We start from the raw sequence: 24,710 nt of genomic DNA on the forward strand, positions 1-24,710 counted from the left end.
AAGGGCTTCACAACCAATGCAACCGCAAGCCAAGCTGCTGTGCCGCCGCCGGAATAACCGGCGCCCTAACCCGCGCGCCGGATGGCCAGAATGTCGGCGAGGAAATTCTGAACGTGGTCGAGCACCTGCATCCGGTCGTGCGAAATGCCGGGAACAAGATCGAATTTCACCGCCACACCGGCATTTTCAAACGAGCGCCGCAGCGATGACAGCCGCTCGGGCCGCGTGCGCCCCGCATCATTTGCTCCCGGCATCCAATTCGTGCTGCCCTCCGCAATGGTGATTTCCCATGTTTCCAGATCGGCATCGCCGACGACCATATGCATGGGAATACGGGCCAGCCCCTCCCGGTCGAACCTGATGCCAAATCGTTCCTGCAGATTGCGGATGCCCACCCACCAGTCCTTGTCCGGATCAAGCAGGGTCACCGAACCAGGCGCACCGATTGATGCGGCCCAAAGTTTTTGCGGATGCAGTATGGCAAAGCGGTGGGTGAAGTGACCGCCGCCGGAGAACCCGAACATGGCGAACATATCCCAATTCTGCTGGTATTTTGCGGCGACCTCCGCAACCATGTCCAGAAGAAGAAGATCGTAGCGGATATCGCCCTCGATCATGAACTTGTAGCCGCTGCGCGCATCATCGCCCCGGACGCCGACGGGGAAAACGGGGCAAAGAATGGCGCAGTTGTTCCAGCGGCCGAATTCGGCAAAGCCATCGCGGAAATCGAGAAACGATGTGCGTCCCGTACCGTGCACAGCCACCAGAAGATCGACCTTCCCGCCCTCGCCTGCAATGGGAGGCACGTAAAGGCAATAATGAAACCGGGGATCGGATTTGCAGGCAAAAATGGCCGTGCGGCCAAGATCATAGATCGCTTGCGCCCGGCTTTCGGATGATGGTGACATGCTATTCCTCACGACAATGTTTCAAGGCCGGCCACCGGCCGATTTCCTGCCAACCTCGTCAAAACGCCATCCCAGTTCGACGCCACCATTGTCGGTGCTGAACAGAGCCGGAATGGCCTGCAGCAGTTTGCGGGTATAGTCCTGTTGCGGATGATCGAAGATCGCGTCACGGCTGCCCTCTTCAACGATGACGCCATTGTTCATGACGATCACCCGGTCGGCGATCTGTTCGACCACCGCCAGATCGTGGCTGATGAACAGGCACGAGAAGCCGTGTTTTCGCTGCAGCTCGGCGAACAGCTTGAGCACCTGCGCGCGGACCGTCACATCCAGCGCCGAAACCGGCTCGTCGGCAATGACGAATTGCGGCCGCCTGACAACGGCGCGGGCAATGGCCACGCGCTGGCGCTGGCCGCCGGAAAGCTGGTGCGGGAAACGCGTAGCGAACGCTGCAGACAGGCCCACCTCGTCAAGCACCTCCGCAACGCGGGCGCTCTTCTCTTTGCTCGTCAGTTCCGTGGAATGGCGGAGCGCTTCCCCGATCAGGCTGCCTATCGTCATGCGCGGATCAAGCGAGGAGTAAGGATCCTGAAACACCATCTGGCAATTGAGCCGATAATCCGCATAGTCCGCCGCCGATGGCTGGACGGACTTGCCATTGAAGAGGATCTGGCCGTCCGTCGGTTCGATCAATCCGGCAATGGTGCGTCCCAGCGTGGTCTTGCCCGATCCCGATCCGCCGACCACCGCAACGACCTCTCCGGGCATCACACTCAGGCTGACACCGTTCAGAGCCCGCTTGGGCTGCCCCTTGCGCAACAGGCTCCGGCGCGCGGCAAAGTCGACGATGAGGCCGTCAACGGTGATCCTTGCCATGGGCGAAACCTCTACAGCTCTTGCAGGCATGCGGTGCGGCAGGGCGGAAAGCAGTTTGCGGGTATAGGGATGCTGCGGTGCGCGCAGCAGATCCCGGGTATCCCCCTGCTCGACGATTTCGCCCTGCGACATGACCACGACCCGGTCTGAATATTTTGCCACCATCGCCAGATCGTGGCTGATCATCAGAACCGCCGTGTTGTTCTCACGCGTCAGGTCAACCATCAGTTCGAGCACATCGCGCTGGACGACGGCATCCAATGCGGTGGTCGGCTCATCGGCAATCAGCAAGGCTGGTTTGAGCAACATCACGGCAGCCAGCATGATGCGCTGGCGCATGCCGCCGGAAAAATGATGCGGCATGGCCGCGAGCGCCGTCCGCGGGTCGCTCAGGCCAACCCGGGCCAGCATGTCGACAATGAGCCTGTGGCGCTCCCGTCCCGTCAGCCGCCGGTGCAGCCGCAGCCCTTCTTCCAGCTGGCGGCCGATTGTCATCGACGGATTGAGGGATGTCATCGGCTCCTGAAAAACCATGCCGATCCGGGCACCGCGCAATGCCTGCAGATCGCGCTTGTGCATGCCGCCGATTTCCCGGCCTTCGAAACATATCGTTCCCGCGGTACGCTGCACCGCGGGCGGATTGAGGGCGATGACCGCACGGGCTGCCATCGACTTTCCCGAACCGGACTCGCCGACAATCCCGACGATCTCACCCGCTTTGACATCGAAGCTGATGGTCTTGAGTATTTTGATTCCCGTGCGTGCCACTTCGAGGGAAAGTCCGCGCACGTCGAGCAGTGGTGCGTTCTCCTGCATCGTCAGCCCCTCATCCTTGGATCAAGTTTGTCACGCAGCGCATCGCCGAGAAGATTGATCCCGAGCAGGGTCAGTGAGATGCAGAGACCGGGAAATATGGCCAGCCACACCGCCTGGGATATGAAGGGCCGTCCGCTCGCCAGCATGTTGCCCCATGTCGGCGCGGGCGGCGGCACGCCGAGGCCGAGGAAGCTGAGCGCGCTTTCGGCAAGCAGCACCCAGCCGAACATCGACGTGGCGAGGACCGTAAGCGGTGCGACACAGTTGGGCAGGATGTGGCGGCCCATCGTATAGGCGTTCGAATTGCCCATGACCCGCGAGGCCTCGATGAATTCCCGCTCGCGCAATGACAGGACGTTGCCGCGGACAATCCGCACGACAGTCGGGGTATAGGCGAGGCCAAGCGCCAGAATGATGCCATACTTGTTCGCCCCGACAATCGCGAGCAGGCCGAGCGCCAGGAGGATGCCGGGGAAGGCAAGCAGCGCGTCATTGAAGGTCATGACGATGCGATCGACCCAGCCGCGGAAATAGCCCGTCAATATCCCGATCAGGGTGCCGGCGGTTACGGCCAGCGCCACGGTGAGCAGGCTTATCCAGAAACTGGTCGCCGCTCCGGCCAGCAGCCGGCTGAGCACATCACGGCCGAACTCGTCCGTTCCCAGCCAATGGGCAGCACTTGGCCCGGCAAGCCTGAGTTTGAAGTTGAGGCCGAGCGGATCATAGGGCGTCCACACCGCCCCCATGAACGCTCCGGCCAGCAATGTTCCAATCAGTGCGCTACCGAGAAGCGCGTTCGGAGCCAGATTTCTCATTCGGCAGTCACCCTCGGATCAAATAGGGGATAAAACAGATCGACGACGAGGTTCACCAGCACATACACCGTTGCAATGAGCAGGAGGCAGCCCTGGATGACGGGATAGTCCCTGGCGAAAATGGCATCGACAAGCAGACGCCCGAGACCGGGTATGGTGAACACCGTTTCAACCACAGCGATACCGCCGAGCAGATTGCCGAGGACGATGCCGATCAGGGTCCAGGTCGGGCCAAAGGCATTCTTGAAGGCGTGCCGCCAGAGAACTGCGGATTCCGACAGGCCCTTGGCCCGGGCGTGGGTAATGTAATCCAGCTGCATGACTTCCAGCGTCGAGGCGCGCGCCATGCGCAGGATCACACCGATCTCATGCAGGAAAAGCGTTACCACCGGCAGGATGATATAGAGCAGTCCCTGCGGAAGATTCTGTGACATGGAGACATAGCCAAGCACCGGAAGCCAACCCATCTTCAGCCCGAAAAACAGCAGCAGGAGCAGCCCCATCCAGAACGCCGGAATGGAGAGCAGGATGGTTGCACCGCCGACCAGTGCCACGTCCGTCATGCTGTTTTGCCGCCAGGCCGCGATCATCCCTGCCGGTACGGCAACAATGCTGGCCAGGAAAACCGCAATCAGCACGATTTCCGCACTGATGCGCAGGCGTGCCAGTATCAGCGGCAGAACCTCCTGCTGATTGGTGATCGACCGGCCAAAATCCCCGTGCAGCAGATTACCGAGCCAGATCGCAAACTGGGCGGGAATGGGCTGATCGAGCCCCAGCCTGGCGCGCAGATCCGCAAGGCTCGCCGGATCCGCCAGGTCACCCAGCATCAGCGATGCCGGATCACCGGGAATGAGGCGGATGAGAAAGAACACGGACACCGCCACGATGAACAATGTCGGGATTGCTGTGCCAATGCGGGTAATGGCGAACTTCAGCATGCTGACCTCTCAAGCCTGCGGGAACGCGGCCACTATTGTTCGAGACTGAGTTCCCAAAGACGCAGCTTGGACTGCCAGACAGGCGTGCCCTTCAGCCGTTTGCCGTTGACGGTTTCGCCGGTCCCGTTGCAGTAAATGATCAGGGGAACATCGTGCAGCAGCTTTTTGTGAAGCTCGTCGAAGATGGCCTGCCGCTGCGCCTGATCCGACACTTCCATGGCTTTGGCAATCAGCTCCAGCGCTTCGGGGTTGTCCCAGACCTTGCGCGGCTGTTTGTCCTTGGGCCCGGAGAACTGCTCGAAGCTCAGAGCCGGATCGAGGCGCGCGGAATAGGAGAAGGACATCATCTGGTATTTGCCGGAATTGTAGCGGTCGAGCTGTGTTGACCAATCGAGGACCTCAATGCGGGCATTGATCCCCACGGCCTGAAGCATGGCCTGTGCCACCACCGCCGCATCGAAACTTGGTGCGGTGGGCCGCTTGTTGGCGATGATGTTGATTTCCTCGCCCTTGTAGCCGGCCTTGGCGAGCAGGTCCGCCACCTTTGCCGGATCAGGGGCGAAGGCTTCTTTCTGGATGTCGCTGTAGTAGCGCGAGCCGGGGAAGATGGCGGAATTGTTGGGACGGCCGGTACCGTTGGTCGCCTGTGCGACAAGGGTCGGAAGATCGAGCGCCGCAGCAATGGCTTGCCGCATCTCCACCTTGGAAAGCAGCGGATCCCTGGTCTGCATCAGGAATGTATGCTTGGAGGCTTCCGCTCCTGCTGTCACGGTGAAATTCGCATTGGCTGAAAACTCCGGAATGTCGGTGCTTAGAACCGATGCGACGTCAAGGGCGCCGGACAAAAGTCCGGCTTTCACCGTGGCCGGATCTGGCACGACGAGGAATTTGATTTCCTTGATCAGCGGGCGCTTGGAGCCGACATAGCCATCGGCCTTGTCTCCCGCTGGCGACACGTAGTTTTCAAAGGCGTCGAGGGTGATGTATTCCCCGCGCTTCCAGTTGCCAAACTTGTATGGGCCGGTGCCGATGGGCCTGTCCCAGCTTCCGTCAGCCTTGACAGACGCTTTCTGCAGCACGGCGGTCATTCCGCAATCCGTGCGCGCCAGCGTGTCGAGAAAAATCGCGCTCGGGTGATTGATCTTCATGACCACGGTTTGCGGGTCGGGCGTCGTGACGGCATCCACCTTGAGACCGTTGCGGCCGTCAAATTCCGGCAGGCAGCGCCACTCGGTCTTGGGGTCCATGTAGCGGGTCCAGCTCCACAGCACATCGGCGGCGGTCAACGGTTCGCCATTGTGAAAGGTGACGCCGGACCTGAGCTTGAATGTATAGGTCAGCCCATCCGGCGAAAGCTCGAAGCTTTGCGCAAGCAGCGGACCGACGGAGCCGTCTTCCTTGTAGCCGACAAGCCCCTCCACCGTGTGCAGAACCACCGCATCCGTATAATCGTCACGGTTGACACCGGGATTGGAACTGCGAATGTCAGCCGGAATTGCCGCCGTGATCGACTGGGCGGCGGCGGGGACCGCAAGCAGCCCCAATGCCAATGACATCAAAATAGCATTCTTCATGTTCTGAACCCCATTATTCATCCGGGCTTAGGTGCCCGTTGGTTGAAGAAGGAAAGATTTCCGTCCTTTAAGCGGCTGCGACTTGAACCGGCTCCGACCGAAGGCTGTAGCGGGTGAAGTTGCGGTTGATGGCCGGCAGGCATGCAACCTCCATGGTGCCGCTGGCGGGGTGCATGATGACCATGGCAACCGTGGCCGAAAGATTGCCTTCGGTGTTCAATCTCGGCGGCCTGCAAACGGCATAGGGCGTCAGAAAGTCATCGAAGAAGGCGCGCTTAATATCGGCGATGCCGAGTTTTTCCCCGGCTTCCTCCAGTATCTTGCGCACGCGCCAGTCCCGGTATGGGCTTTCCGGCACATGCGGCAGCCCCGTATCCCGCAGTTTCGACAGTGCCACGGGACTCACCCAGTGATTGGCGTGAACAACCAGACCATTGGCCGGCAATATCTGGAACACCTCGTCAGGTGCGCATTCAAGATCGATGGCAAAGCCCGCGCCGGTCGAGAGGATCATGTTGTTGGAACAAGCCTTCGGCGTTCCCGCCACCGCCCGCATCGCAAGGGCAAAATGCTCCTGCTCCAATGCCTTGCGACGGATCAGCGCCAGGGGAACACCCTGCTGCCGGTAGTCGCGATCGGATTCAAGATAGTTTGCAGTGATGCAGACACCGGCGCTGTTCATGCCGTTCCGCGCAAGACCGCCTGCTTCGACGAATGTCAGGAAATCAGGGCCGTCCTCCTGTAGAACCCGCAGGACAATGGCCGTCTCGGCGCACTCCGTCTTCCAGTCCCAGTTCTGGCCATGAATGACGGTGCCATCCAGGCTTCTCTCGGGAAGAATGACCGCCCCGGTGCACCCGTCATCGATCTCATCCTCTTCGTCCAGTGGCGCGTTCTTTTCCAGACGCGCCTTGGCAATGACTTCAGTGCGGGCATTGATCATGACGATATCGTCGAAAGCAACGCCGGCGCCCTCGGCGATGCCGCGCATCTCCTCGATGTAGTGCGCACCGAAATTCGCAATTTCACCGGCAAACTCCTCGATGAGGCGGGTCTTTTCCGCTGCGCTGTAGCCCAGCTTGGCAAGCTGGTCGCCATACAGCGCAACACTTTTTTTCACACGCTCGGGTACCGCAGCGCCGTATTGGCGCCCGCGCTCAAATGGCGTCCCTGAGACGGTTACGAAGGGAAAGGATGTCGGATAGGAATTCATCGTTGCGCCTTATAGTGTATTTTGTTTAATTTACGTACACTTTAATACACAATGATTGCGTGTCAATTGGCTTTTATGCAAAAATAAGCCGCATAGGATATGGAGCCAGAATTGACCGTCAGTGACCTGCAAATAGAAATCGCCCGCCAGATCGTTTCCTTGGCCTCGTCGGAGCGGTGGCCTGTCGGAGAGCGCGTGTCGGATTTTGCCCTGGCCAGAAGGCTGGGTGTCTCGCGGTCACCCATCCGCTCGGCCCTTGCCTTGCTGGCAAGCCGCGGCGTTCTGGCCCACGCGCCTGGACGGGGCTACGTCCTCGCTCTCCTGCCGGATGGCAATGGCGATATCGATGGCATCGCCCCGCCTTCGGAACTGGAGGATATCCACAAACGGCTGATGGCCGACCGGGCGACAGGCGCAATACCGATGGAGGTGTCAGAGACGCAGCTGGCAGAGCGCTATGACGCCACGCGGGGTACCATTCGCAAAGTCCTGCTGCGGTTTGCCGCCGAGGGTCTGGTCCAGCGCCAGAGAGGCCATGGCTGGGCTTTTGCCGAAAGCCTCGATACCGACCAGGTTGAGGAGGAAAGCTATCAGTTCCGCATGATCCTGGAATGCGGCGCTCTGCGCCATCCGGGTTTCAGGGCGGACAAGGATCATCTTGCATCCATCCGCGCGGCGCAGGCGGATATCATGCGCATTCCGCCCGCCTCGGTCCAGCGGGATCAGTGGTTCAGCGTCAATGCGTCGTTCCACGAAGCGCTGGCCGTCTGGTCCGGCAATCGCTTTCTTGTCCAGGCCGTTCGCCAGCAGAACAGCCTGCGGCGCATTACCGAATATGCCTATTTCGAGCGGCTTCCGCACGAACGCATCCGTCAGGTCTGCATCGAACACATCGCCATTCTCGACGCCCTTTCCGAAAACGACCTGACCTTTGCCGAGGCGCTTTTGCGCCGTCACATCGAAGGCGCCAGCCGCTATGAGGTGGACTAACGGGATGCTGGGAACACCATCCGCCCGGTCATAATCAACCCGTTTTTCCAGTGATTCCCAAAAAAACAACCATAACTAGAAATAAAGACTCCAGACGATAGAAACTGCCGGCATATTCGCGTATTGCAGACAACGATAAATATGTGCGGGGGTGCATCCAATGAATGAAGCCATTCGGGAACTTTTGGCTAAGGTAGGCGGCTTGCCGGTCGCCGTCGAACAGATCAGCGATGAAGAAGACCTATACAATGCCGGGTTGTCTTCATTCGCGTCTGTCCAGCTGATGCTGGGCATCGAGGACAGATTCGACATTGAATTCTCGGACCAGTTCCTCAACCGCAAATCCTTTGCCAGCATCAAGGCTATCGAGCGGACAGTGGAAGCGATCCTCAAGAACAATGAGGATGCCTGATGAACGCCGGCGCCGGTAACAGCCTGCAGCAGCGCGCAACACGCGTTGCCGCCATCGCCGCCCAGTTCGCCGACAATGTCGATACCCAGGCACGCTTTCCGCGCGAAGCTATCAGCGCGATGAAGGCCGAACATCTGCTTGGTATCCAGATTCCCGCCGATCTTGGCGGCGAGGCGGCACAGGTCGAGCAGATTGCAGAAATATGTTCCATCATCGGACAGTCCTGTGCTGCCAGCGCGATGATTTTCGCGATGCATCACATCAAGCTGTCGAGTCTTGTCGAACATGGCCAATCTGCGCAATGGCACCGGGCCTTTATGCGCCGGGTTGCGGCCGAGCAGTTGCTGCTGGCTTCTGCAACCACCGAAGGCGGCATTGGCGGGGATTTGCGCAACAGCATATGCGCCATCGAAATTGACGGCGATGTCTGCCGCCTTGAAAAGAATGCGACAGTCATTTCCTACGGCACCGAAGCCGATGCGATCCTGATCACCTCCCGCTCGGGCGCGGAGGCCGCATCCTCCGACCAGGTCATGACCGTTTTTGTCAAGGATCAGTATACGCTCGAGAAGACAAACGGCTGGGATACCCTCGGCATGCGCGGCACCTGCTCGGAAGGGTTCGTTTTCCGGGGAGCTGGCAGCACGGAGCAGATCCTGCCCCACCCTTTCGCGGAAATCGCGGCGCAATCCATGCTTGCCATGGCGCATCTCCTCTGGAGCGCGCTCTGGTACGGGATTGCAGTCGATGCCGTCACCCGGGCCCAGTCCTTCGTCAGGGCAGCAGCCAAGCGTGCGCCCGGCGTTCAGCAGCCGGGAGCATTGCGCGTCGCCGAAGCGTCGAACATGCTGCAGATGCTGAAGTCCGAAATCGTCGCCTGCCTCAACACCTACCGGCATGCCAAGGACGACAGCGACAAGCTTGCCTCCATGGGCTTTGCCATCACGATGAACAACCTGAAGGTTGGCGCGTCGCAGTCCATTCTGCAGATCATCAATCATGCCATGCTTGTCTGTGGCATCATGGGTTACAAGAACGGAACACCCTACAGCCTCGGCCGGCATTTGCGCGACGCCAATTCGGCACAGCTCATGGTTTCCAATGAGCGCATTCTTGGCAACACCGCCACGATGCTGCTCATCCATAAACAGAACACCAGTCTTTTGGGGTAACGGGGTAACACGGCATGGACGCTCAAATATCTTTTCTCGACCGCTTGTTTTCGGCCGGTCTCCTGCTCGATACCGGCGTTGACGGTCTTTATGGACGCAGCGGCCGTTTCGAGGACGTCATCGCCGCATTCGAGCGGCTGATTGACCGCACCGGCGGCGGCGATGGTGCAGAAGCCATCCGCTTCCCGCCCGGGATGAACCGCGCCATCTTCGAAAAAAGCGGCTACATGAAGAGTTTTCCGCAATTGGCCGGAACCATCCACAGCTTCTGCGGATGCGAGCTTGACCATGTCAATCTCATCCAGTGCATGGATGCGGGCAAGGACTGGACGAAGGAACAGGAAGCGACTGATATCGTGCTGACGCCGGCCGCCTGCTATCCGCTCTATCCCGTCATTGCCCAGCGCGGCGACCTGCCGGCAGACGGCGGACTGTTCGACCTGCAATCCTATTGCTTCCGGCACGAACCGTCGAAAGACCCGGCACGCCAGCAGATGTTCCGCATGCGTGAATATGTCCGCATGGGCAAGGCCGACGACGTGATGGAATTCCGCCAGCTCTGGATCGAGCGGGGCACGGACATCATGCAGCGGGTGGGTCTTCCCGTTCACATCGACGTTGCCAACGATCCGTTCTTTGGCCGCGCCGGGCGCATGCTGGTCAACAATCAGCGCGATCAGAACCTGAAGTTCGAACTGCTTATCCCGATCACGTCAACCGAAAACCCGACCGCCTGCATGAGCTTCAACTATCATCAGGATCATTTCGGCACGAAATGGGGCATTCAATTCGCCGATGGCACGACGGTCCATACTGCCTGTGTCGGATTTGGCCTGGAGCGGATTGCACTCGCCCTGTTCCACCACCATGGCCTCGACATCGAAGCGTGGCCGGAGCAGGTTCGCCAGGAATTGTGGGGCTGACCGGCGGCATGCAAGCTGTTTTTCCCCATATCGATCCGCAGACATACCGGCCGCATGCCCTGCATGCGCAGGACCGGATTTGGCCGGAGACCAACTGCTACGTTGATCTGTGGATCGAGGTTCTTGCCGCACAGAACCTGCCGCCGGAAGCAATGCTGGGCTTCACCCTGAACCAGGATTTTGAAGGCGACCAGTTTACCTTTTTCAAGGTGCCGCTGGAGGATCTGGAGACGCTCTATGGCATTCGCGTCGGCGAGCTTGCCATCTTTGACACGGTGGAAAGCCACGTGGCCGCACAGATGGCACGGGGCCGCCTCACCCTCGTGGAAATGGACAGCTATTTCATGCCGGACACCCATGGGGTGGGCTACCGCAGCGAGCACGGCAAGACGACGGTTGCCATCAACCGCATGGATACGCAAAACCGCAGCCTCGATTATTTCCACAATGGCGGCTTCTTCCACCTGGACGGCGACGATTTTGACGGCCTGTTCCAGCGTCATCTGACCGCTGAGGATATGCCGTTCCTGCCCTACACGGAATTTGCAAAATTCCCGGACAGGCCAGCCAGTGCGGCCTCGATACGCGAGATATCCGCGCGTCTGCTGCCCGGCCATTTCGCCCGCCGGCCCGCAGCAAATCCCATTCGCGCGTTCATGGATGTGTTTCCGCTGCAGGCCGAGGCCGTGGCGGAGCGGCCCTTTGCATTCTTCCACAAATACGCCTTCAACACGATGCGCCAGCTGGGCGCAAACTTCGAACTCGCCGCCAGCCATCTCGCATGGCTGCGCCCGGACGGGTTCTTTGCGGCGGCCGCAAACGACGCGATCCGCATTGCCGAGGTTGCCAAGGCGGCGCAGTTCCAGCTTGCCCGTGCCGTCACGCGCAAGAAATTTGCTCCGCTGGCCGATGCGCTCATGCCCGCCGCCGATGCGTGGGATCGCATGATGGATGTTCTGGCTTCGGAACTCGGCCATCCCAAAGTGCATGCCGCCGAAAGCCGCGTGGACGCTTGACGCGGATGGAGAGCGTGCCGCGGCCGATCAGCACCGGAGACGGCCAGCACCTCGACGATGCATGGCATCTCATCCTGACGGCGTCGGGCGAGGCATCCGGGCCGGATCAGCTGCGCCGCGAAAGCGCTTTGCCGGATGTCCCGGTACCGGGCACGGTGGCCGAAGCCCTGGAACGGGCCGGCCGCTTTGAACGCGGCGCTCCCTTTCCGCTCAATCAACAGGATGCCTGGTATATCCGAGCGTTCGGCAACGAACCGGCGGGAATGGCCATTCTTCGTTTCGAAGGGCTGGCGACAATTGCCGAAGTCTATTGGAACGGCAGCCGAGTTTTGCAGTCCGCCAATATGTTTCTGGCATCGGACGTTACAGTCGAATTGACCGGCAAGGACGAGCTTGCCATATGCTTTCGCGCATTGGCGCCTCTTCTTAACCGGAAAGGCCCCCGCGCACGCTGGCGTACCCAACTGATGAACGAACAGGGCCTGCGCCTGCTGCGGACCACACCTCTGGGCTACATGCCCGGCTGGTGTCCTGAAATTCATCCGGCAGGTCCATGGCGTCCTGTAAAGCTGTTGCGGCTGGACGAAGAGCCGATAGCCAACATCGACATCCACAGCGAATTGACCGGCGGAGGAGACGGCATCCTCAGCGTAAGTTTCGCTTATTCGGGATCGTTTGAACGCCCCGTTGTGGAATGTTCCGGCTGCAGCATCGAAGCCGTTCTGAACGAAGACGGTCGCTGGCATGCGCGTCTTGATATACCGGGCGCGACTCCGTGGTGGCCCCACACACATGGTTCACCGGTGCTGCATGATGTCGTGCTGCACGCCGGGCAGGAAACATATCGGCTGGGGCGCACCGGCTTCAGGAGCCTGGAAATCGACCGGGGTGGGGACAGCCAGGGCTTTGCCTTGATCGTCAACGGCAAGCGCATTTTCTGCCGGGGCGCGGTCTGGAGCTCCGCCGACATTGTCCGCCTGCCGGGCAAACGCAGGGATTACGCACCCTGGCTGCGCCTTGCCGCGGATGCCGGAATGAACATGATCCGCGTCAGCGGCATAACGGCCTATGAAAGCAATGATTTCTTCGATCTGTGCGACGAACTCGGCATCCTGGTCTGGCAGGATTTCATGTTCGCCAATTTCGATTACCCGGTGAAGGATGCCGAATTCGCAGCGCAGGTCGGCGCGGAAGCCCGGCAGTTCCTCAAGCGAACGCACGCGGCCCCATCTCTGGCGGTCCTGTGCGGCGGCAGCGAAATCTACCAGCAGGGCTCCATGCTGGGCTTGCCGGAAACCGTTTGGAAAGGGCCTCTGACCGAGGAAATCCTGCCATCCCTGTCACGCAGCCTGCGTCCCGACGTGCCGTACATTGCCAATTCACCATGCGACGGTGCCCTGCCCTTCATTGCCAATGCCGGCGTCAGCCACTATTACGGTGTCAGCGCCTATTGCCGGCCGCTGGACGATGCGCGCCGCGCCAATGTCCGCTTCGCTACCGAATGCCTGGCGTTTTCCAACGTTCCGGAAGCCCGCACATTGACAGCGCACCTGAATGTGCCTGCGGTCCACCATCCCCGCTGGAAAGCAAGGGTGCCCCGCGACAACAATGTATCCTGGGACTTCGAGGATGTGCGGGAAGCCTATCTTGCCATGCTGTACGGCTTCGATCCCACGACACTGCGCCGCGAAGACATGCCATCCTACCTGCACCTGTCCCGGGCGGTAACCGCCGAAGTGATGGAAGCCACTTTTGCCGAATGGCGGCGGCCGGGAAGCAGTTGCTGGGGCGGACTGGTCTGGATGCTGCAGGATCTTCTGCCGGGGGCGGGCTGGGGCATCATCGACAGCACGGGTGAACCGAAGGCCGCGTGGTACGGTTTGAAACGCGCCTGGCGCACCGTCAATCTCACCCTCACGGATGAGGGCATTAACGGGTTGGCGCTTCACATCGTCAATGAACGGCCGCAAGGGCTGGAAGCCAGCGTGGAGGTCACGTCCCTGCGCGCCGGGAAACAGCCGGTTGTATCGGGCCGCCGTGATCTGACGCTCAAACCGGGCCAATCCATGACACTGGCGGCAACGGATCTGTTCGGCGCTTTCTTTGATACAACCTATGCCTATCGTTTTGGCCCGCTTTCCCATGATGTGACCGTAGCGCGCTTGAAGGACCCGCAATCCGGTACGGTTCTCGCCGAGGCTTTCCATTTTCCGCAAGGCCGCACGAAAGCCTTCCATGACGCGGCAATTGAAACCGCCCTTACACTGGAAGGGAATGTCTGGTTCCTTGAGCTGACGACGCCCGTGCTCGCCCAGTCAGTCCATGTGGATATCGAGGGCTATCGCCCCGATGACAACTGGTTTCATCTGGCGCCTGGCGAGCCCAAGCGGCTCGGACTGAGCCCCCGGGACGGCACCACGCTTTCGGCCCGCCCAACCGGAGAGATCCGTATTGCTGGAAGTTCCCGCATCGTCTGGTTTGAGTGATCGTCAGCCCTGAAAACGCAGTGCCATCCGTTCGAGCGCGTCAATATAGATAGTGCGGGCATGTTGCGGTGTGAGATTGTGATCCGCATCGGGGATCTTCTTGACCGACACATTGGGATACCCGGCAATCCTGTCTTCCCGCGCATCGAAATAATAGCCGAAATATTCAAGCCCCGGATCCCGGTAGCTGTAGAGCAGTTCAACGGGAATCTGCCTGTCCTTCAGCACGCCGAATGCCTTGTAAACCGCCCGGCCTTCCGTCGTCCGGCCGCGAAGCAGATGCCGTGCCCGTTTGGCAATGCGCCGGCCCATTCCTCCGGCAACGTTTCGGGCAATGCCGGCAAAATCCAGTTCGCCGCGGACAAGACGTTTGAACGTCGAGGCGCGCAACAGGCGGCTGCCATATTCTTCCAGGGTTCGGCTGCCTTCGCGCACGGCCTCGTCGACCGAACGTCCCGGTTCCCAGTAAAAGGTAATGGGATTGACGAGGACCGCACCGGACAGCCGCGGGTCGGCAACGGCGCTCTGAAACCCGAGATAAGCGCCGCTGCAGCGGCCCGCAGCGATGATCGCCGGCGTGCCGAGGCCATTGAGAAAAGACAGCGCTTCGGCAACATCGGCATTCTGCGCATCATGATAGAGTACCTGATCGGGAACGCCGGGGACTGGCGGACTATCGGATGCATTGGCCGTATCAAACCGGAGCGAGGCGACACCGCGCCGTGCCAGCGCGCGCGCTATGGTGACAATCGTTCGTCCCCATCCCGCATGCCGGTCATAGGCAGAGGTCAGGAACAAGACCGTCGCGCCGCGCCTTGCCCCCTGCGGCTCGCACAAAACGCCATAAAGCCGGTCACCACGACCGAAACGCAGCGGGGTTTCGCAGAAGTCATCGCCCTGCAGCGTCCCAGGTTTCACATCCCGTATGGCAGGTGCATGGACTTCAGGAGACGCGATGCGTCCCGCAACGCCGGCAGCCCAGTCGGCAATACGGCCGGCAACCGCAAGCGGCAGCTGCGAAATGACAGGATTGGAAACCAGCTTGTCATAGCTGGTATAGTCCTCAAGTATCGTGTCGATGCCGAGCTGGCTGAGATGCGCTGCGAACTCCCGGTCGGACGGCCGGTCCACCCGCGCCAGAACCAGGCATTCCGGCGCAATTTTGCTGCCAAGCGTCATCAGGTTTGCCCGGCGCAATCCTTCCGCCACTTCCGCGGGCAGTTTCAGCGACGCAATAGACACGCCAGTTTTGTCGCGCTGGGCTTCCGGCAAGCCAAGGTCGGCGTCGACCATGCCGGACCAGATCGACAGTTCGCGCGTATAATGGCGGCCTGAAACGACCGGAGCCATGAACGCGATAGCGTCGAGCCCGCCGATGTGGCCCGCAGCGTCGGCGGCAATCACGCAACCCAGGCCCTGGCTCAGAACAATGACGCGCTGGCAGCCTGAGAGGTCCTTCAGCAATGCCGCCCCGGCCACAAGCGCATCACTCCAGACCGCCAGCCCTTTGGAAAAGTCACCACCATCCAGCGCGTCGCCGGTTCCCGGCCAATCGAAGCGGAAGGAGGGAATGCCCTTCTCTGCCAGTTGCTCTGCAATGATGCGCCAGAATTTGCGGGTACACAGTTCTTCAAGCCCCCATGGGCTGGCGAAAAGCACAGCTGTATTACCCGAATGATCCGTATCAGCCCGTTGAAAAAGTCCAATCGTCTGATTGAAAACAACAGGCTGTGCGGCCGCCCGCCCCCCTATCCTTACAGCGTCCGCAAATTCCCCAGACTGCCTATGGATTTCCTTGTTCATGGTCCGCCTCGCCCCCGATGCTGAATGGATTGATCTAGCAGAGGAACAGGGGCAATGGCCACCCGCGCTTGTCATTCCGGTTACCAAACACATAAGAATTCAGCCGGCTGCGCGTGAGGGCCAACAGCTGTAGTGACAATCGGCCCGAGTCTCCATTAACATCAGGCCCGGATTACCTTGGGGCGGCCAATGGTTGAATCAGACTGTATGCCTGCTTCGCGCCGGACACCGCTGACCCGTATAGTGACATCGCGGGAGAAAAACATGGCCTCATACAAATATGGAAAGTACCTGCTGAGATACGAGAGCGATCAGTTTGACAAGGAATTCGAGCCTGGGTCTGTCCCCTACAATTCCGGTATTTACCGCTGCAAAAACTGCGGGGAGGAAATAGCGGCACCGGAAGGCGTGCCGCTGCCGGCGCAACACCGGCATTCGAACAGCCTGCCAATCGTCTGGCAGCTGCTCGTCTATGCGGCTCCGAGAGACTGAACATCCGCACATCGCCAGCGGGCGGCGGGCCTATTACATCGCTGCCCATGAGCCGGCCGCGCGCGCCAGGAGCCTTTCACAACAATGAGTGTTCCACAGCCAAGCTGCCCGGATTCGCAAATTGAAAGCCTAAACGCTTTTCAATTACGCCGAATGCGGCCATAGTTACGGCGTTCGAATTGGAGGATTAAATGAAAAAAATTCTGATCACGGCAACAATACTCTTTGCTGCTCTTGGGTCAGCGGCACAGGCTGACGGAACTCTGGACAAGATCAAGTCCTCTGGCACCATCACGCAGGGTGTACGAGAGTCATCCGGATTGGCCTATACGCTCGGCAACGGCGTCTATACCGGCTATCACTACGATGTCTGTCAGAATATCATCGCGGACATCAAGAAGAAGCTTGGGCTTGAAAAGCTGGATATCCGGTATCAGCCCGTCACATCGCAGAACCGCGTGCCCCTGGTCCAGAACGGCACCGTCGATCTTGAATGTGGTTCGACCACAAACAATGCCGCCCGCGCAAAGGATGTGGCATTTGCCGATACCGTGTATGTCGAGGAAGTGAAAATCGCTGTCCGCGCCAACTCGAACATCAGCAAGCTGGAAGACCTGAACGGCAAGAACGTGGCGACCACGACCGGCACCACCTCCGTGCAGACCCTGCGCAAGAACAAGCGCGGCAAGGACATCAGCTTCAACGAGGTCTATGGCAAGGATCACGCCGACAGCTTCCTCTTGCTGCAGAGTGGCCGCGCCGATGCCTTCGTGATGGACGCCTCGATCCTCGCAGCCAATATTGCCCGCGCACAGAAGCCAAGCGATTTCAAGGTCCTGCCGGAGGTCCTTTCGGTTGAGCCCATCGCCATCATGATCCGGAAGGATGACCCCGAGTTCAAGAAGGCGGTCGACGAAAGCATCGTGGAACAGATCAAGGCGGGTACAATCGCCAAACTCTACGACAAGTGGTTCATGCAGCCCATTCCACCGAACAATGTTTCGCTGAACATGCCGGCGTCGGAAGCCACCAAGGAAGCATGGGCCAATCCGAACGACAAGCCGACCGAAGACTACAAGCAGCCCGGTCAATAGGCTTGGGCTTACCAGGGATCAGGGCCGGGAAACGCAGTACCGGCCCTGTTAATGCAACACGTGCGGATGGGCGATAAAGCCTGTCGGCTGACGGCGCGACTGCGGAGGCCGGCTGGGACAAACCTCCGGTCACTGCCCGCAGCCGGATTCAAATTGGCCGGGCTGGGATCGGTTGGCGAGCGGGTGGGCAAGGTATGATGGCGTATTGGCAGAACGTATGGGATCGCTGGCAGTTTCTTTGGGATGACCGGGGTGACGGCGTCACCTACTTTCAATGGATGCTATCGGCTTGGGGCTATACGGTTGCCGTGGCCGCCGCCTCACTGGTCATCGCCCTGGTGTTCGGCATCCTCATTGGCACCTTGCGCACGCTGTCGGGACACCGGATCATCTCCGCCTTCGCGGCGGGATGGGTTGAACTTTTCCGCAATATTCCCATCCTCGTCCAGCTCTTCATCTGGTTCTTCGTGATTTCCGAACTTGTTCCGGGCATGCGGAGCGTACCGGGCTTCGTTTTGGCCTGCTGTGCGCTCGGCTTCTTCACGTCCGCCCGCATTGCCGAACAGATACGCGCCGGTATCCAGGCCTTGCCGACAGGCCAGCGTAACGCCGCCTATGCCGTCGGCTTCACCCAGTTCCAGACCTACCGCTATGTGATCCTGCCACAGACCTTCCGCATCATCATTCCGCCACTGACCAGCGAAGCGATGAATATCGTCAAGAACTCGTCGGTCGCCTTCGCGGTCTCGATTCCCGAACTGATCAGCTTCGCCATGCAGACGCAGGAAGAGACCTCGCGCGGGGTCGAGGTCTATCTGGCAGCGACAGTGCTCTATGCGGTGACCGCGCTGGTGGTCAACCGGGTCATGGCCTTCATGGAACGGCGGATGCGCATACCCGGCCTGACACTCCAGACGCAGGGAGCGCATTGATGGCTACGCTCGACTTTTCATTCTATACATGGGCCAACATCAGCAATTATCTGCTCAGTGGCCTCTATTTCAGCGTCGCGCTCACGATCGCCGCCACCGTTGGCGGCATTGCTCTTGGCACCATCATTGCCCTGATGCGGCTGTCCAACATCAAGCCGCTGGAATATATCGCGACCTGGTATGTCAATGTATTTCGCAGCGTGCCGCTGGTGATGGTGATCCTCTGGTTTTTCCTGCTGGTGCCGTCCGGTTTCTACGACCTGTTCCCCGGCGGAAGCGGCCAGAAATACCGGGCCGAGATTTGCGCCCTGATTACCTTCGTCGTGTTTGAAGCGGCCTTCTTCAGCGAGATCGTGCGCGCCGGCATCCAATCCCTGCCGCGCGGCCAAACCAATGCGGGGCAGGCTCTCGGCATGACCTATGCGCAGAACATGCGCTACATCATCCTGCCCCAGGCGATCCGCAACATGCTGCCGGTCTTCCTGACCCAGACCATCGTGCTGTTCCAGGATACCTCGTTGGTCTATGCCATCGGTGCCTACGACATCCTCAAGGGTTTCGAAATCATGGGCAATACGTTCGGCAGGCGGATCGAAACCTATCTCCTGGCCGCCGTGGTCTATTTTATCATCTCCTTTTTCTTGTCCATGCTCGTCAAGAAATTGAACCAGAAAATCCGCATCGTGCGCTGAACTGAAGGACGCAATCACAATGATCGAAATGAAAAGCGTTTCCAAATGGTATGGCACGACCCAGGTCCTCAACGACTGCTCCGTCAAGATCAACAAGGGAGAGGTCGTTGTCGTTTGCGGGCCGTCCGGCTCGGGCAAATCCACCCTGATCAAGACCATCAACGCGCTTGAACCCATCCAGAAGGGCGAAATCTGGATCGACGGCGTCGCCGTTCACGACAAGGCCACCGACCTGCCGAAATTAAGAAGCCGCGTCGGGATGGTCTTCCAGCACTTCGAACTGTTTCCGCATCTGTCGGTTACGGACAATCTCATCATTGCCCAGGTGAAGGTGCTTGGCCGCCGGCGCGACGAAGCCAAGAAGCGCGGCCTGCAAATGCTGGAGCGTGTCGGCCTCATCGATCATCAGCACAAATTTCCCGGCCAGCTTTCCGGCGGCCAGCAGCAGCGCGTGGCCATCGCCCGTGCGCTCTCCATGGATCCCATCATCATGCTTTTCGACGAGCCGACATCGGCCCTCGATCCGGAGATGGTGGGCGAGGTGCTCGACGTCATGGTCGGCCTCGCCTCCGAAGGCATGACCATGATGGTGGTGACGCATGAAATGGGTTTTGCCCGGAAAGTCTCCAACCGCGTCATTTTCATGGATGTCGGCGGGCGCATTCTCGAGGATACAACCAAGGACGAGTTCTTCGGCAAGATCGAGGACCGCCAGCCCCGCACACGGGAATTTCTCAACAAGATTCTGCAGTACTGACGCCTGCGGCATCTGATGTCACCGGCAAGTGCCTGCGCTATATCCTGTTCGAGCGCGGCACTCCTGCCAGCTTTCTGTAACCGGATGGCGTCAAGCCGCACTCCCGTTTGAAGTGGCGGTTGAAATTGGAGATATTCTTGTATCCCACATTGAAACAGACCGACGTAATCGGCTCATCCAGCTCATTGATCATATTGCACGCCCGGCCAATCCGCAGCTTGTGAACATAATCGACGAAGTTCTTGCCCGTCGTTCGCTTGAAATAGCGCGAAAAAGTCGACGGCGTCATTTCCGCCAGTTCCGCGGCAACCGACATCCGGACCTCGTCGGTGATATTCCCAAGGATATAGGCGGTAACCCGCTGCATAACGGCCGCACTGCCGGGGTCGAGATTGGGCGCGTAGTCATGGCTTGAAAGAACGGTCTTCTCATCCGTTTCGCTCATCAAGGCGATCAATTCGAGGAACAGCGCAAACCGCTGCAATCCCTGCGCTGCCCCGATCCTGCGCATCAGGTCAATGCCCTGCTTCTCAGCGCGGCCGTGAAACTGCAAGCCGCGCAGAGCCTGCTCCAGGAGTGCCCGGGGCGCGGCCATCTCGGGCATGGTGCCCGCGGCGCGCGCAAAGATCTGCGGATCAAATTGCAGAACCATGTCCCGCCCCGACAAAGTTTGGTTGCCGAAATTCGTGCTGACCCATTCGTGCGGCAGATTGGAGCCGACAAGGCAGAGATTTCCCGGATGGAAATCTCCGATATAATCACCGACAAAAGCGGTGCCACTCGATTGGGTAATCAAGTGGATCTCATATTCCGGGTGATAGTTCCAACAGGCAAGCCGGTAGGGATAGTCGTGTGTAAACCAGCGGAAGGAGTGACCCGGATCACACAGAATGTGTTCGAGTTCCGCGCTCTTCGAAGCTCCTATTACGACCATTATCCTCTTGCCTTGTTGTTCAGGACAAACTGCGGATCAATGTCAGTTCACTCTCCCGGTCGAATATATGAATATGTCTTTCATCGACCGTCAACCGGCAGGGTTGTTTGCGTTGCGGGCATGCGTTGGAATCGAGCAGCGCGCCAATTTCAACACCGCCAAGCTCAAAATTCACCAGTGCTTCGTTGCCGAGATACTCGATGAGGTCAACGACGCCCGCAATAATGTTGCCGTCATTGCCGTCGGAAGCGGGGACCAGATGGGCAGGCCGGATACCGACAATGACCGTCTGTCCGTCTTGGAGACGGTAGCGCTCCTTGCTCACTCTCAATCGGGTTGCAGCATTGGTGAGCACGAAGCTCGCTCCATCCGACGAAACCACCATATCGATGAAATTCATGGACGGTGTCCCGATGAAGCTCGCAACAAATTTGCTGCGGGGATTCTCGTAGATTTCCTTCGGTGTTCCCAATTGCTCGATACGGCCGTCTTTCAGAAGGACGATCCGGTCGGCCAGCGTCATCGCTTCCAGTTGATCGTGGGTTACGTAGACAGTGGTGGTCCTGAGTGATTGATGCAACCGGGCGATTTCAACCCGCATATGGTTGCGCAGCTTCGCATCGAGATTGGACAGGGGCTCATCAAAAAGAAACACGGCGGGTGTCTTGATCATGGCGCGGGCAATGGCCACCCGCTGCTGCTGCCCGCCGGACAGCGCCGCTGGCTTGCGCCCGAGATAAGGCTCAAGGCCAAGCATTGAGGCCACATCGTTCACCCGCTGTTCAATCTCGGATTTTGCAACCTTCAGGCGCTTCAGACCAAAGGCAATATTGTCGAAAACACTCATATGCGGATAAAGCGCATAATTCTGAAACACCATGGCAATGTCCCGGTCGCGCGGCGGCAGATCATTCACCACCTTGCCCGCGATGCTCAACTCCCCGTCGGAGATTTCCTCCAGACCTGCCAGCATCCGCAGGATGGTGGACTTACCACAACCGGAAGGGCCGAGGAAAACCACGAATTCGTTTTCCCTGACCGCCAGGTTGAATGCGTGCACAACCTGATGATTGCCATAGCGCTTGGTGATTTCATTGCAAACGATCGCGGCCATCACTGAGCGTCCTTCCCAAGATGTATCTGCAGTTTTATGTCACGCGGCCGCCCTTCAGCCGCCCGTTCAAATGCCTGCACGCTCTCTCCAAACGGATATGTTTCGGTGATCAGCGGCTTGAGATCGACCTTTCCCGAGGCAATGAGCGCCAATGCACGATCATAGACGTTGGCATAGCGGAACACCGTTTCGATCCGCACCTCCTTCGATTGCGCGGAGACGATATCCAGTTGAACCGGCTCAACCGGCATGCCGACAAACACTGCGGTTCCGCCAGGGCGAATGAACTCAAAAATCCCCTTGAATGCGCTGGGATGCCCGCTTGCTTCAAAGACGACGTCAACACCCCAATTGCCGGTAAACTCCCGTATGAACCCGGCAAGGTCGCGCTCGCGGCTATTGACTGCAACAATGCCATCGTAACACCCGGCTATTTCAAGCTTGGGATTCTGGATATCCGAGATGATAACCGTACTGCATCCCCCTGCGAGGGCGGCAAGCGCCACCATGATCCCGATGGGTCCAGCGCCGATCACCAGCGCCACGTCACCCGGCGAAACGCGCGCCTTGGTGACAGCCTGCATACCGACAGCAAGAGGCTCGATCATGGCACCCTCGGCAAAAGAAACATTATCCGGCAGCTTGAAGGTCAGGTTGGCGGGGTGAACGACATAAGGCGTCAGGCAGCCATGAATCGGCGGTGTCGCCCAGAAGACGACATCCGGGTCGAGATTATAGAGGCCGAGCCGGGTGGCGCGCGACTTGTCGTTGGCTATCCCCGGTTCCATGCATACCCTGTCGCCCGGCTTGAGCGCACCAACATTTGCGCCGACCTCGACCACCACCCCGGAAGCCTCGTGCCCCAGCACCATGGGCTTTTCGACGACATAGGGTCCAATACGGCCATGGGTATAATAATGCACATCGCTGCCGCAGATCCCGACGGTTTCAACCGCGATTTTCACGTCGTCAAGACCGAGAACAAGCGGCTGTTCCATGTCGCGCAGCGCCAGGTGACGGGTTTTTTCCAGAACAAGAGCCTTCATGCCCACTAGTCCTTTTTCTTGAGTGCTGAATTGATGAAACCGCTCATGACGCCAACGAAAATCAGCGGCGGCAGGGACAGAACGATGACCGACGCGTTCAAGATGCCCCACGGCACGTTGCGGCCGAGCAGGGTGAATTCCGAGGCGATGATCGGAAGCGTCTTGGCATCCGAGGTCGTGAGCATCAGCGCGATCAGGAATTCGTTCCAGACGAGAATGAAGCTGAAGATCACCGCACCGGTCAATGACTTCGCTGCGATCGGCAGAGCCACCTTGAAGAACACGGCATAGGCGCCATAACCGTCGACAATGGCCGCTTCCTCAACCTCGCGCGGCACACGCGTGAACGCCGGAATAGCAAGCCAGATGATCGTTGACATGGTCAACAGCGTATAGGTGATGATCAGTGCCGTCCTGCTGTCATACAGACCGAGATCCAGCCAGATGGCGATGAGAGGTATGGCCACGGCAACGGGCGGCAAAAAACGCAGCGACAAAACAAAAAACTGAATGTCATCGGAAAAGCGATTGGGATAGCGCGCAACCGCATAGGCGGCCGGTATGCCAAGCACCGCTCCGATCAGCACCGATGCGCCCGCGATGACAACCGAGTTGATCAATCCATGCTGAACGTTGTCACGTCCCAATACATAGATGTAATTGTCGAGCGTTGGCGTGAAGAACAGCTTCGGGGTCGTCGAGACAATATCGACGAGTTGCTTGAACGAGTTCAGGAACACCCAGAAAATCGGGAAAATGGCGATGAAAACGAGGATCGCGAGTGCCAACTTCGCCGTTGGAGATTTTGATTTTACTGCCATTTGCGCACCCATTTCCAAAGAACCGTGAAGGTAATAATGGTGGCGAGCATCATCAGAACCGCCATGCTGGAGGCGTAGGAAATTTTGCCGGCTTCCACGAAACCTTGTGAAAAGGCATACATATCGAGCGTTTCCGTTGCGATGCCGGGACCGCCGCGCGTCATGACATAGATGAGGTCGAATGCACGCAGTGACTCAACCATCTTGACGAACACGAGACTGATCAAGGGCGCCGCAAGCATGGGAATGCCGATATAGAAATGCACTTCCCAGGTCTTCGCATTGTCGAGCCGCGCCGCTTCAAAGGGTTGCGGCGGCAAGGTCTCAAGCAGTTTCAAGACAATGACCGAAAAGAAAAGTCCCCATTGCCAGACATCGACAACTGCGACCGATGCGAGTGCCGTTGCGGGCAGCGACAGAAAATCAATCGGCGCGCCAGTCAGCAGCTTGACCGGATAGTTGATCAAACCGAACAGCGGATTGAACATGAACTTCCAGACGAAGGCAGCGGAGACGCGGGGCAGCATCACCGGAATAATGAAGAGGATCGAAACCAGGCTTCGCATGCGCGGTGAAGCGGTCTCGAAGAGGAAGATTGCCAGGAGCACTGCCACCACCAAGGTGGCCGTCACCGTCACCACTTCCCAGATCAGCGATATCCATATCGCATTGACGAAACGCCGGTCACCGAACAGATCGATGAAGTTGGCAAACCAGACGTAGCTGCTGTTGGGAAAACTCAGTTCCCGATTCTGCAGCGCAATATTGACTGCAGCGATCGTCGGCACGAATGCCAGGATGGCCAGAATGATCAGTGGCGGTATTAGAAAAACCGCAGGAAGAGTTGTTTTTCGTTTCATTCCGGCAATCCTGTCAAACGATT

General features: G+C 58.9%; 23 protein-coding genes. 11 read left to right on the forward strand and 12 right to left on the reverse strand.

Annotated elements, in window-relative coordinates; genetic code table 11:
- Positions 1 to 65 precede the first annotated feature (65 nt).
- The 6 genes from C5750_RS17840 to C5750_RS17865 all read right to left on the reverse strand — a co-directional run bounded on the left by C5750_RS17840 (position 66) and on the right by C5750_RS17865 (position 7,143).
- Positions 66 to 908: an alpha/beta hydrolase family protein gene (locus tag C5750_RS17840; RefSeq protein ID WP_105735268.1), complete on the reverse strand. Its 843-nt coding sequence runs from the start codon at positions 906 to 908 to the stop codon at positions 66 to 68.
- Positions 909 to 929: 21 nt separating this feature from the next.
- Positions 930 to 2,600 (reverse strand): dipeptide ABC transporter ATP-binding protein, encoded by a 1,671-nt coding sequence (locus C5750_RS17845; protein WP_105735269.1) that lies wholly within the window; start codon positions 2,598 to 2,600, stop codon positions 930 to 932.
- 2 nt (positions 2,601 to 2,602) lie between these two features.
- Entirely contained in the window at positions 2,603 to 3,415 is an 813-nt protein-coding gene (locus C5750_RS17850; RefSeq protein ID WP_105735270.1) for an ABC transporter permease, read from the reverse strand.
- On the reverse strand, positions 3,412 to 4,356 hold the full coding sequence (locus tag C5750_RS17855; RefSeq protein WP_105735271.1) for an ABC transporter permease: 945 nt from the start codon (positions 4,354 to 4,356) through the stop codon (positions 3,412 to 3,414). The genes C5750_RS17850 and C5750_RS17855 overlap by 4 nt, the downstream gene beginning before the upstream one ends.
- Before the next feature lie 32 nt (positions 4,357 to 4,388).
- Positions 4,389 to 5,930: an ABC transporter substrate-binding protein gene (locus C5750_RS17860; RefSeq protein ID WP_199538078.1), complete on the reverse strand. Its 1,542-nt coding sequence runs from the start codon at positions 5,928 to 5,930 to the stop codon at positions 4,389 to 4,391.
- Positions 5,931 to 5,997: 67 nt separating this feature from the next.
- The gene (locus C5750_RS17865; RefSeq protein WP_105735273.1) at positions 5,998 to 7,143 is read right to left on the reverse strand and encodes a C45 family autoproteolytic acyltransferase/hydrolase; all 1,146 of its coding nucleotides are present in this window, start codon (positions 7,141 to 7,143) and stop codon (positions 5,998 to 6,000) included.
- 111 nt (positions 7,144 to 7,254) lie between these two features.
- Here C5750_RS17865 and C5750_RS17870 point away from each other — a divergent pair, with 111 nt between their 5' ends.
- The 6 genes from C5750_RS17870 to C5750_RS17895 all read left to right on the forward strand — a co-directional run bounded on the left by C5750_RS17870 (position 7,255) and on the right by C5750_RS17895 (position 14,142).
- Entirely contained in the window at positions 7,255 to 8,133 is an 879-nt protein-coding gene (locus C5750_RS17870) for a GntR family transcriptional regulator (RefSeq protein WP_245421153.1), read from the forward strand.
- A 160-nt stretch (positions 8,134 to 8,293) separates the two neighbouring features.
- Positions 8,294 to 8,545, forward strand: coding sequence for an acyl carrier protein (locus C5750_RS17875; protein WP_105735275.1), 252 nt, complete (start codon positions 8,294 to 8,296; stop codon positions 8,543 to 8,545).
- On the forward strand, positions 8,545 to 9,717 hold the full coding sequence (locus C5750_RS17880) for an acyl-CoA dehydrogenase family protein (protein WP_105735276.1): 1,173 nt from the start codon (positions 8,545 to 8,547) through the stop codon (positions 9,715 to 9,717). Before C5750_RS17875 ends, C5750_RS17880 begins: the two co-directional genes overlap by 1 nt.
- Positions 9,718 to 9,731: 14 nt before the next feature.
- Entirely contained in the window at positions 9,732 to 10,640 is a 909-nt protein-coding gene (locus C5750_RS17885) for an amino acid--[acyl-carrier-protein] ligase (RefSeq protein ID WP_105735277.1), read from the forward strand.
- Between the two features lie 8 nt (positions 10,641 to 10,648).
- The gene (locus C5750_RS17890; RefSeq protein WP_105735420.1) at positions 10,649 to 11,656 is read left to right on the forward strand and encodes a DUF1839 family protein; all 1,008 of its coding nucleotides are present in this window, start codon (positions 10,649 to 10,651) and stop codon (positions 11,654 to 11,656) included.
- A gap of 14 nt (positions 11,657 to 11,670) precedes the next feature.
- A complete protein-coding gene (locus C5750_RS17895) occupies positions 11,671 to 14,142 on the forward strand; it encodes a beta-mannosidase (RefSeq protein WP_425350481.1) in 2,472 nt (823 codons plus the stop codon).
- A gap of 3 nt (positions 14,143 to 14,145) precedes the next feature.
- Here the strand turns inward: C5750_RS17895 and C5750_RS17900 are convergent, their stop codons facing one another.
- The gene (locus C5750_RS17900) at positions 14,146 to 15,801 is read right to left on the reverse strand and encodes an alpha/beta hydrolase (RefSeq protein WP_245421154.1); all 1,656 of its coding nucleotides are present in this window, start codon (positions 15,799 to 15,801) and stop codon (positions 14,146 to 14,148) included.
- Between the two features lie 408 nt (positions 15,802 to 16,209).
- Between C5750_RS17900 and C5750_RS17905 the strand changes: the two genes are divergently transcribed.
- The 5 genes from C5750_RS17905 to C5750_RS17925 all read left to right on the forward strand — a co-directional run bounded on the left by C5750_RS17905 (position 16,210) and on the right by C5750_RS17925 (position 19,912).
- Complete coding sequence (locus C5750_RS17905) at positions 16,210 to 16,437, forward strand: hypothetical protein (RefSeq protein ID WP_105735280.1); 228 nt, start codon at positions 16,210 to 16,212, stop codon at positions 16,435 to 16,437.
- A 191-nt stretch (positions 16,438 to 16,628) separates the two neighbouring features.
- Positions 16,629 to 17,531: an amino acid ABC transporter substrate-binding protein gene (locus tag C5750_RS17910; RefSeq protein WP_105735281.1), complete on the forward strand. Its 903-nt coding sequence runs from the start codon at positions 16,629 to 16,631 to the stop codon at positions 17,529 to 17,531.
- Positions 17,532 to 17,725: 194 nt separating this feature from the next.
- Complete coding sequence (locus C5750_RS17915) at positions 17,726 to 18,463, forward strand: amino acid ABC transporter permease (protein WP_105735282.1); 738 nt, start codon at positions 17,726 to 17,728, stop codon at positions 18,461 to 18,463.
- Positions 18,463 to 19,155: an amino acid ABC transporter permease gene (locus C5750_RS17920; RefSeq protein ID WP_105735283.1), complete on the forward strand. Its 693-nt coding sequence runs from the start codon at positions 18,463 to 18,465 to the stop codon at positions 19,153 to 19,155. The genes C5750_RS17915 and C5750_RS17920 overlap by 1 nt, the downstream gene beginning before the upstream one ends.
- Positions 19,156 to 19,174: 19 nt before the next feature.
- Positions 19,175 to 19,912: an amino acid ABC transporter ATP-binding protein gene (locus tag C5750_RS17925; protein WP_105735284.1), complete on the forward strand. Its 738-nt coding sequence runs from the start codon at positions 19,175 to 19,177 to the stop codon at positions 19,910 to 19,912.
- A 37-nt stretch (positions 19,913 to 19,949) separates the two neighbouring features.
- On the opposite strand, the gene C5750_RS17930 is transcribed toward C5750_RS17925, so the two are convergent.
- From C5750_RS17930 to C5750_RS17950, 5 genes are read right to left on the reverse strand one after another with little or no spacing between them, the layout of a single operon-like run.
- Positions 19,950 to 20,846, reverse strand: coding sequence for an AraC family transcriptional regulator (locus C5750_RS17930; RefSeq protein WP_105735285.1), 897 nt, complete (start codon positions 20,844 to 20,846; stop codon positions 19,950 to 19,952).
- Positions 20,847 to 20,865: 19 nt separating this feature from the next.
- Positions 20,866 to 21,960 carry an ABC transporter ATP-binding protein gene (locus C5750_RS17935; RefSeq protein ID WP_105735286.1) on the reverse strand — a complete coding sequence of 365 codons (1,095 nt, stop codon included), beginning with the start codon at positions 21,958 to 21,960 and terminating at the stop codon, positions 20,866 to 20,868.
- Entirely contained in the window at positions 21,960 to 23,006 is a 1,047-nt protein-coding gene (locus C5750_RS17940; RefSeq protein ID WP_105735422.1) for an NAD(P)-dependent alcohol dehydrogenase, read from the reverse strand. Before C5750_RS17940 ends, C5750_RS17935 begins: the two co-directional genes overlap by 1 nt.
- Before the next feature lie 5 nt (positions 23,007 to 23,011).
- A complete protein-coding gene (locus C5750_RS17945) occupies positions 23,012 to 23,827 on the reverse strand; it encodes a carbohydrate ABC transporter permease (RefSeq protein ID WP_105735287.1) in 816 nt (271 codons plus the stop codon).
- A complete protein-coding gene (locus C5750_RS17950; RefSeq protein WP_105735288.1) occupies positions 23,818 to 24,687 on the reverse strand; it encodes a carbohydrate ABC transporter permease in 870 nt (289 codons plus the stop codon). Before C5750_RS17950 ends, C5750_RS17945 begins: the two co-directional genes overlap by 10 nt.
- Positions 24,688 to 24,710 lie beyond the last annotated feature (23 nt).

Source organism: Phyllobacterium myrsinacearum (genome assembly GCF_002980555.1).
GTDB classification, from domain to species: domain Bacteria; phylum Pseudomonadota; class Alphaproteobacteria; order Rhizobiales; family Rhizobiaceae; genus Phyllobacterium; species Phyllobacterium myrsinacearum.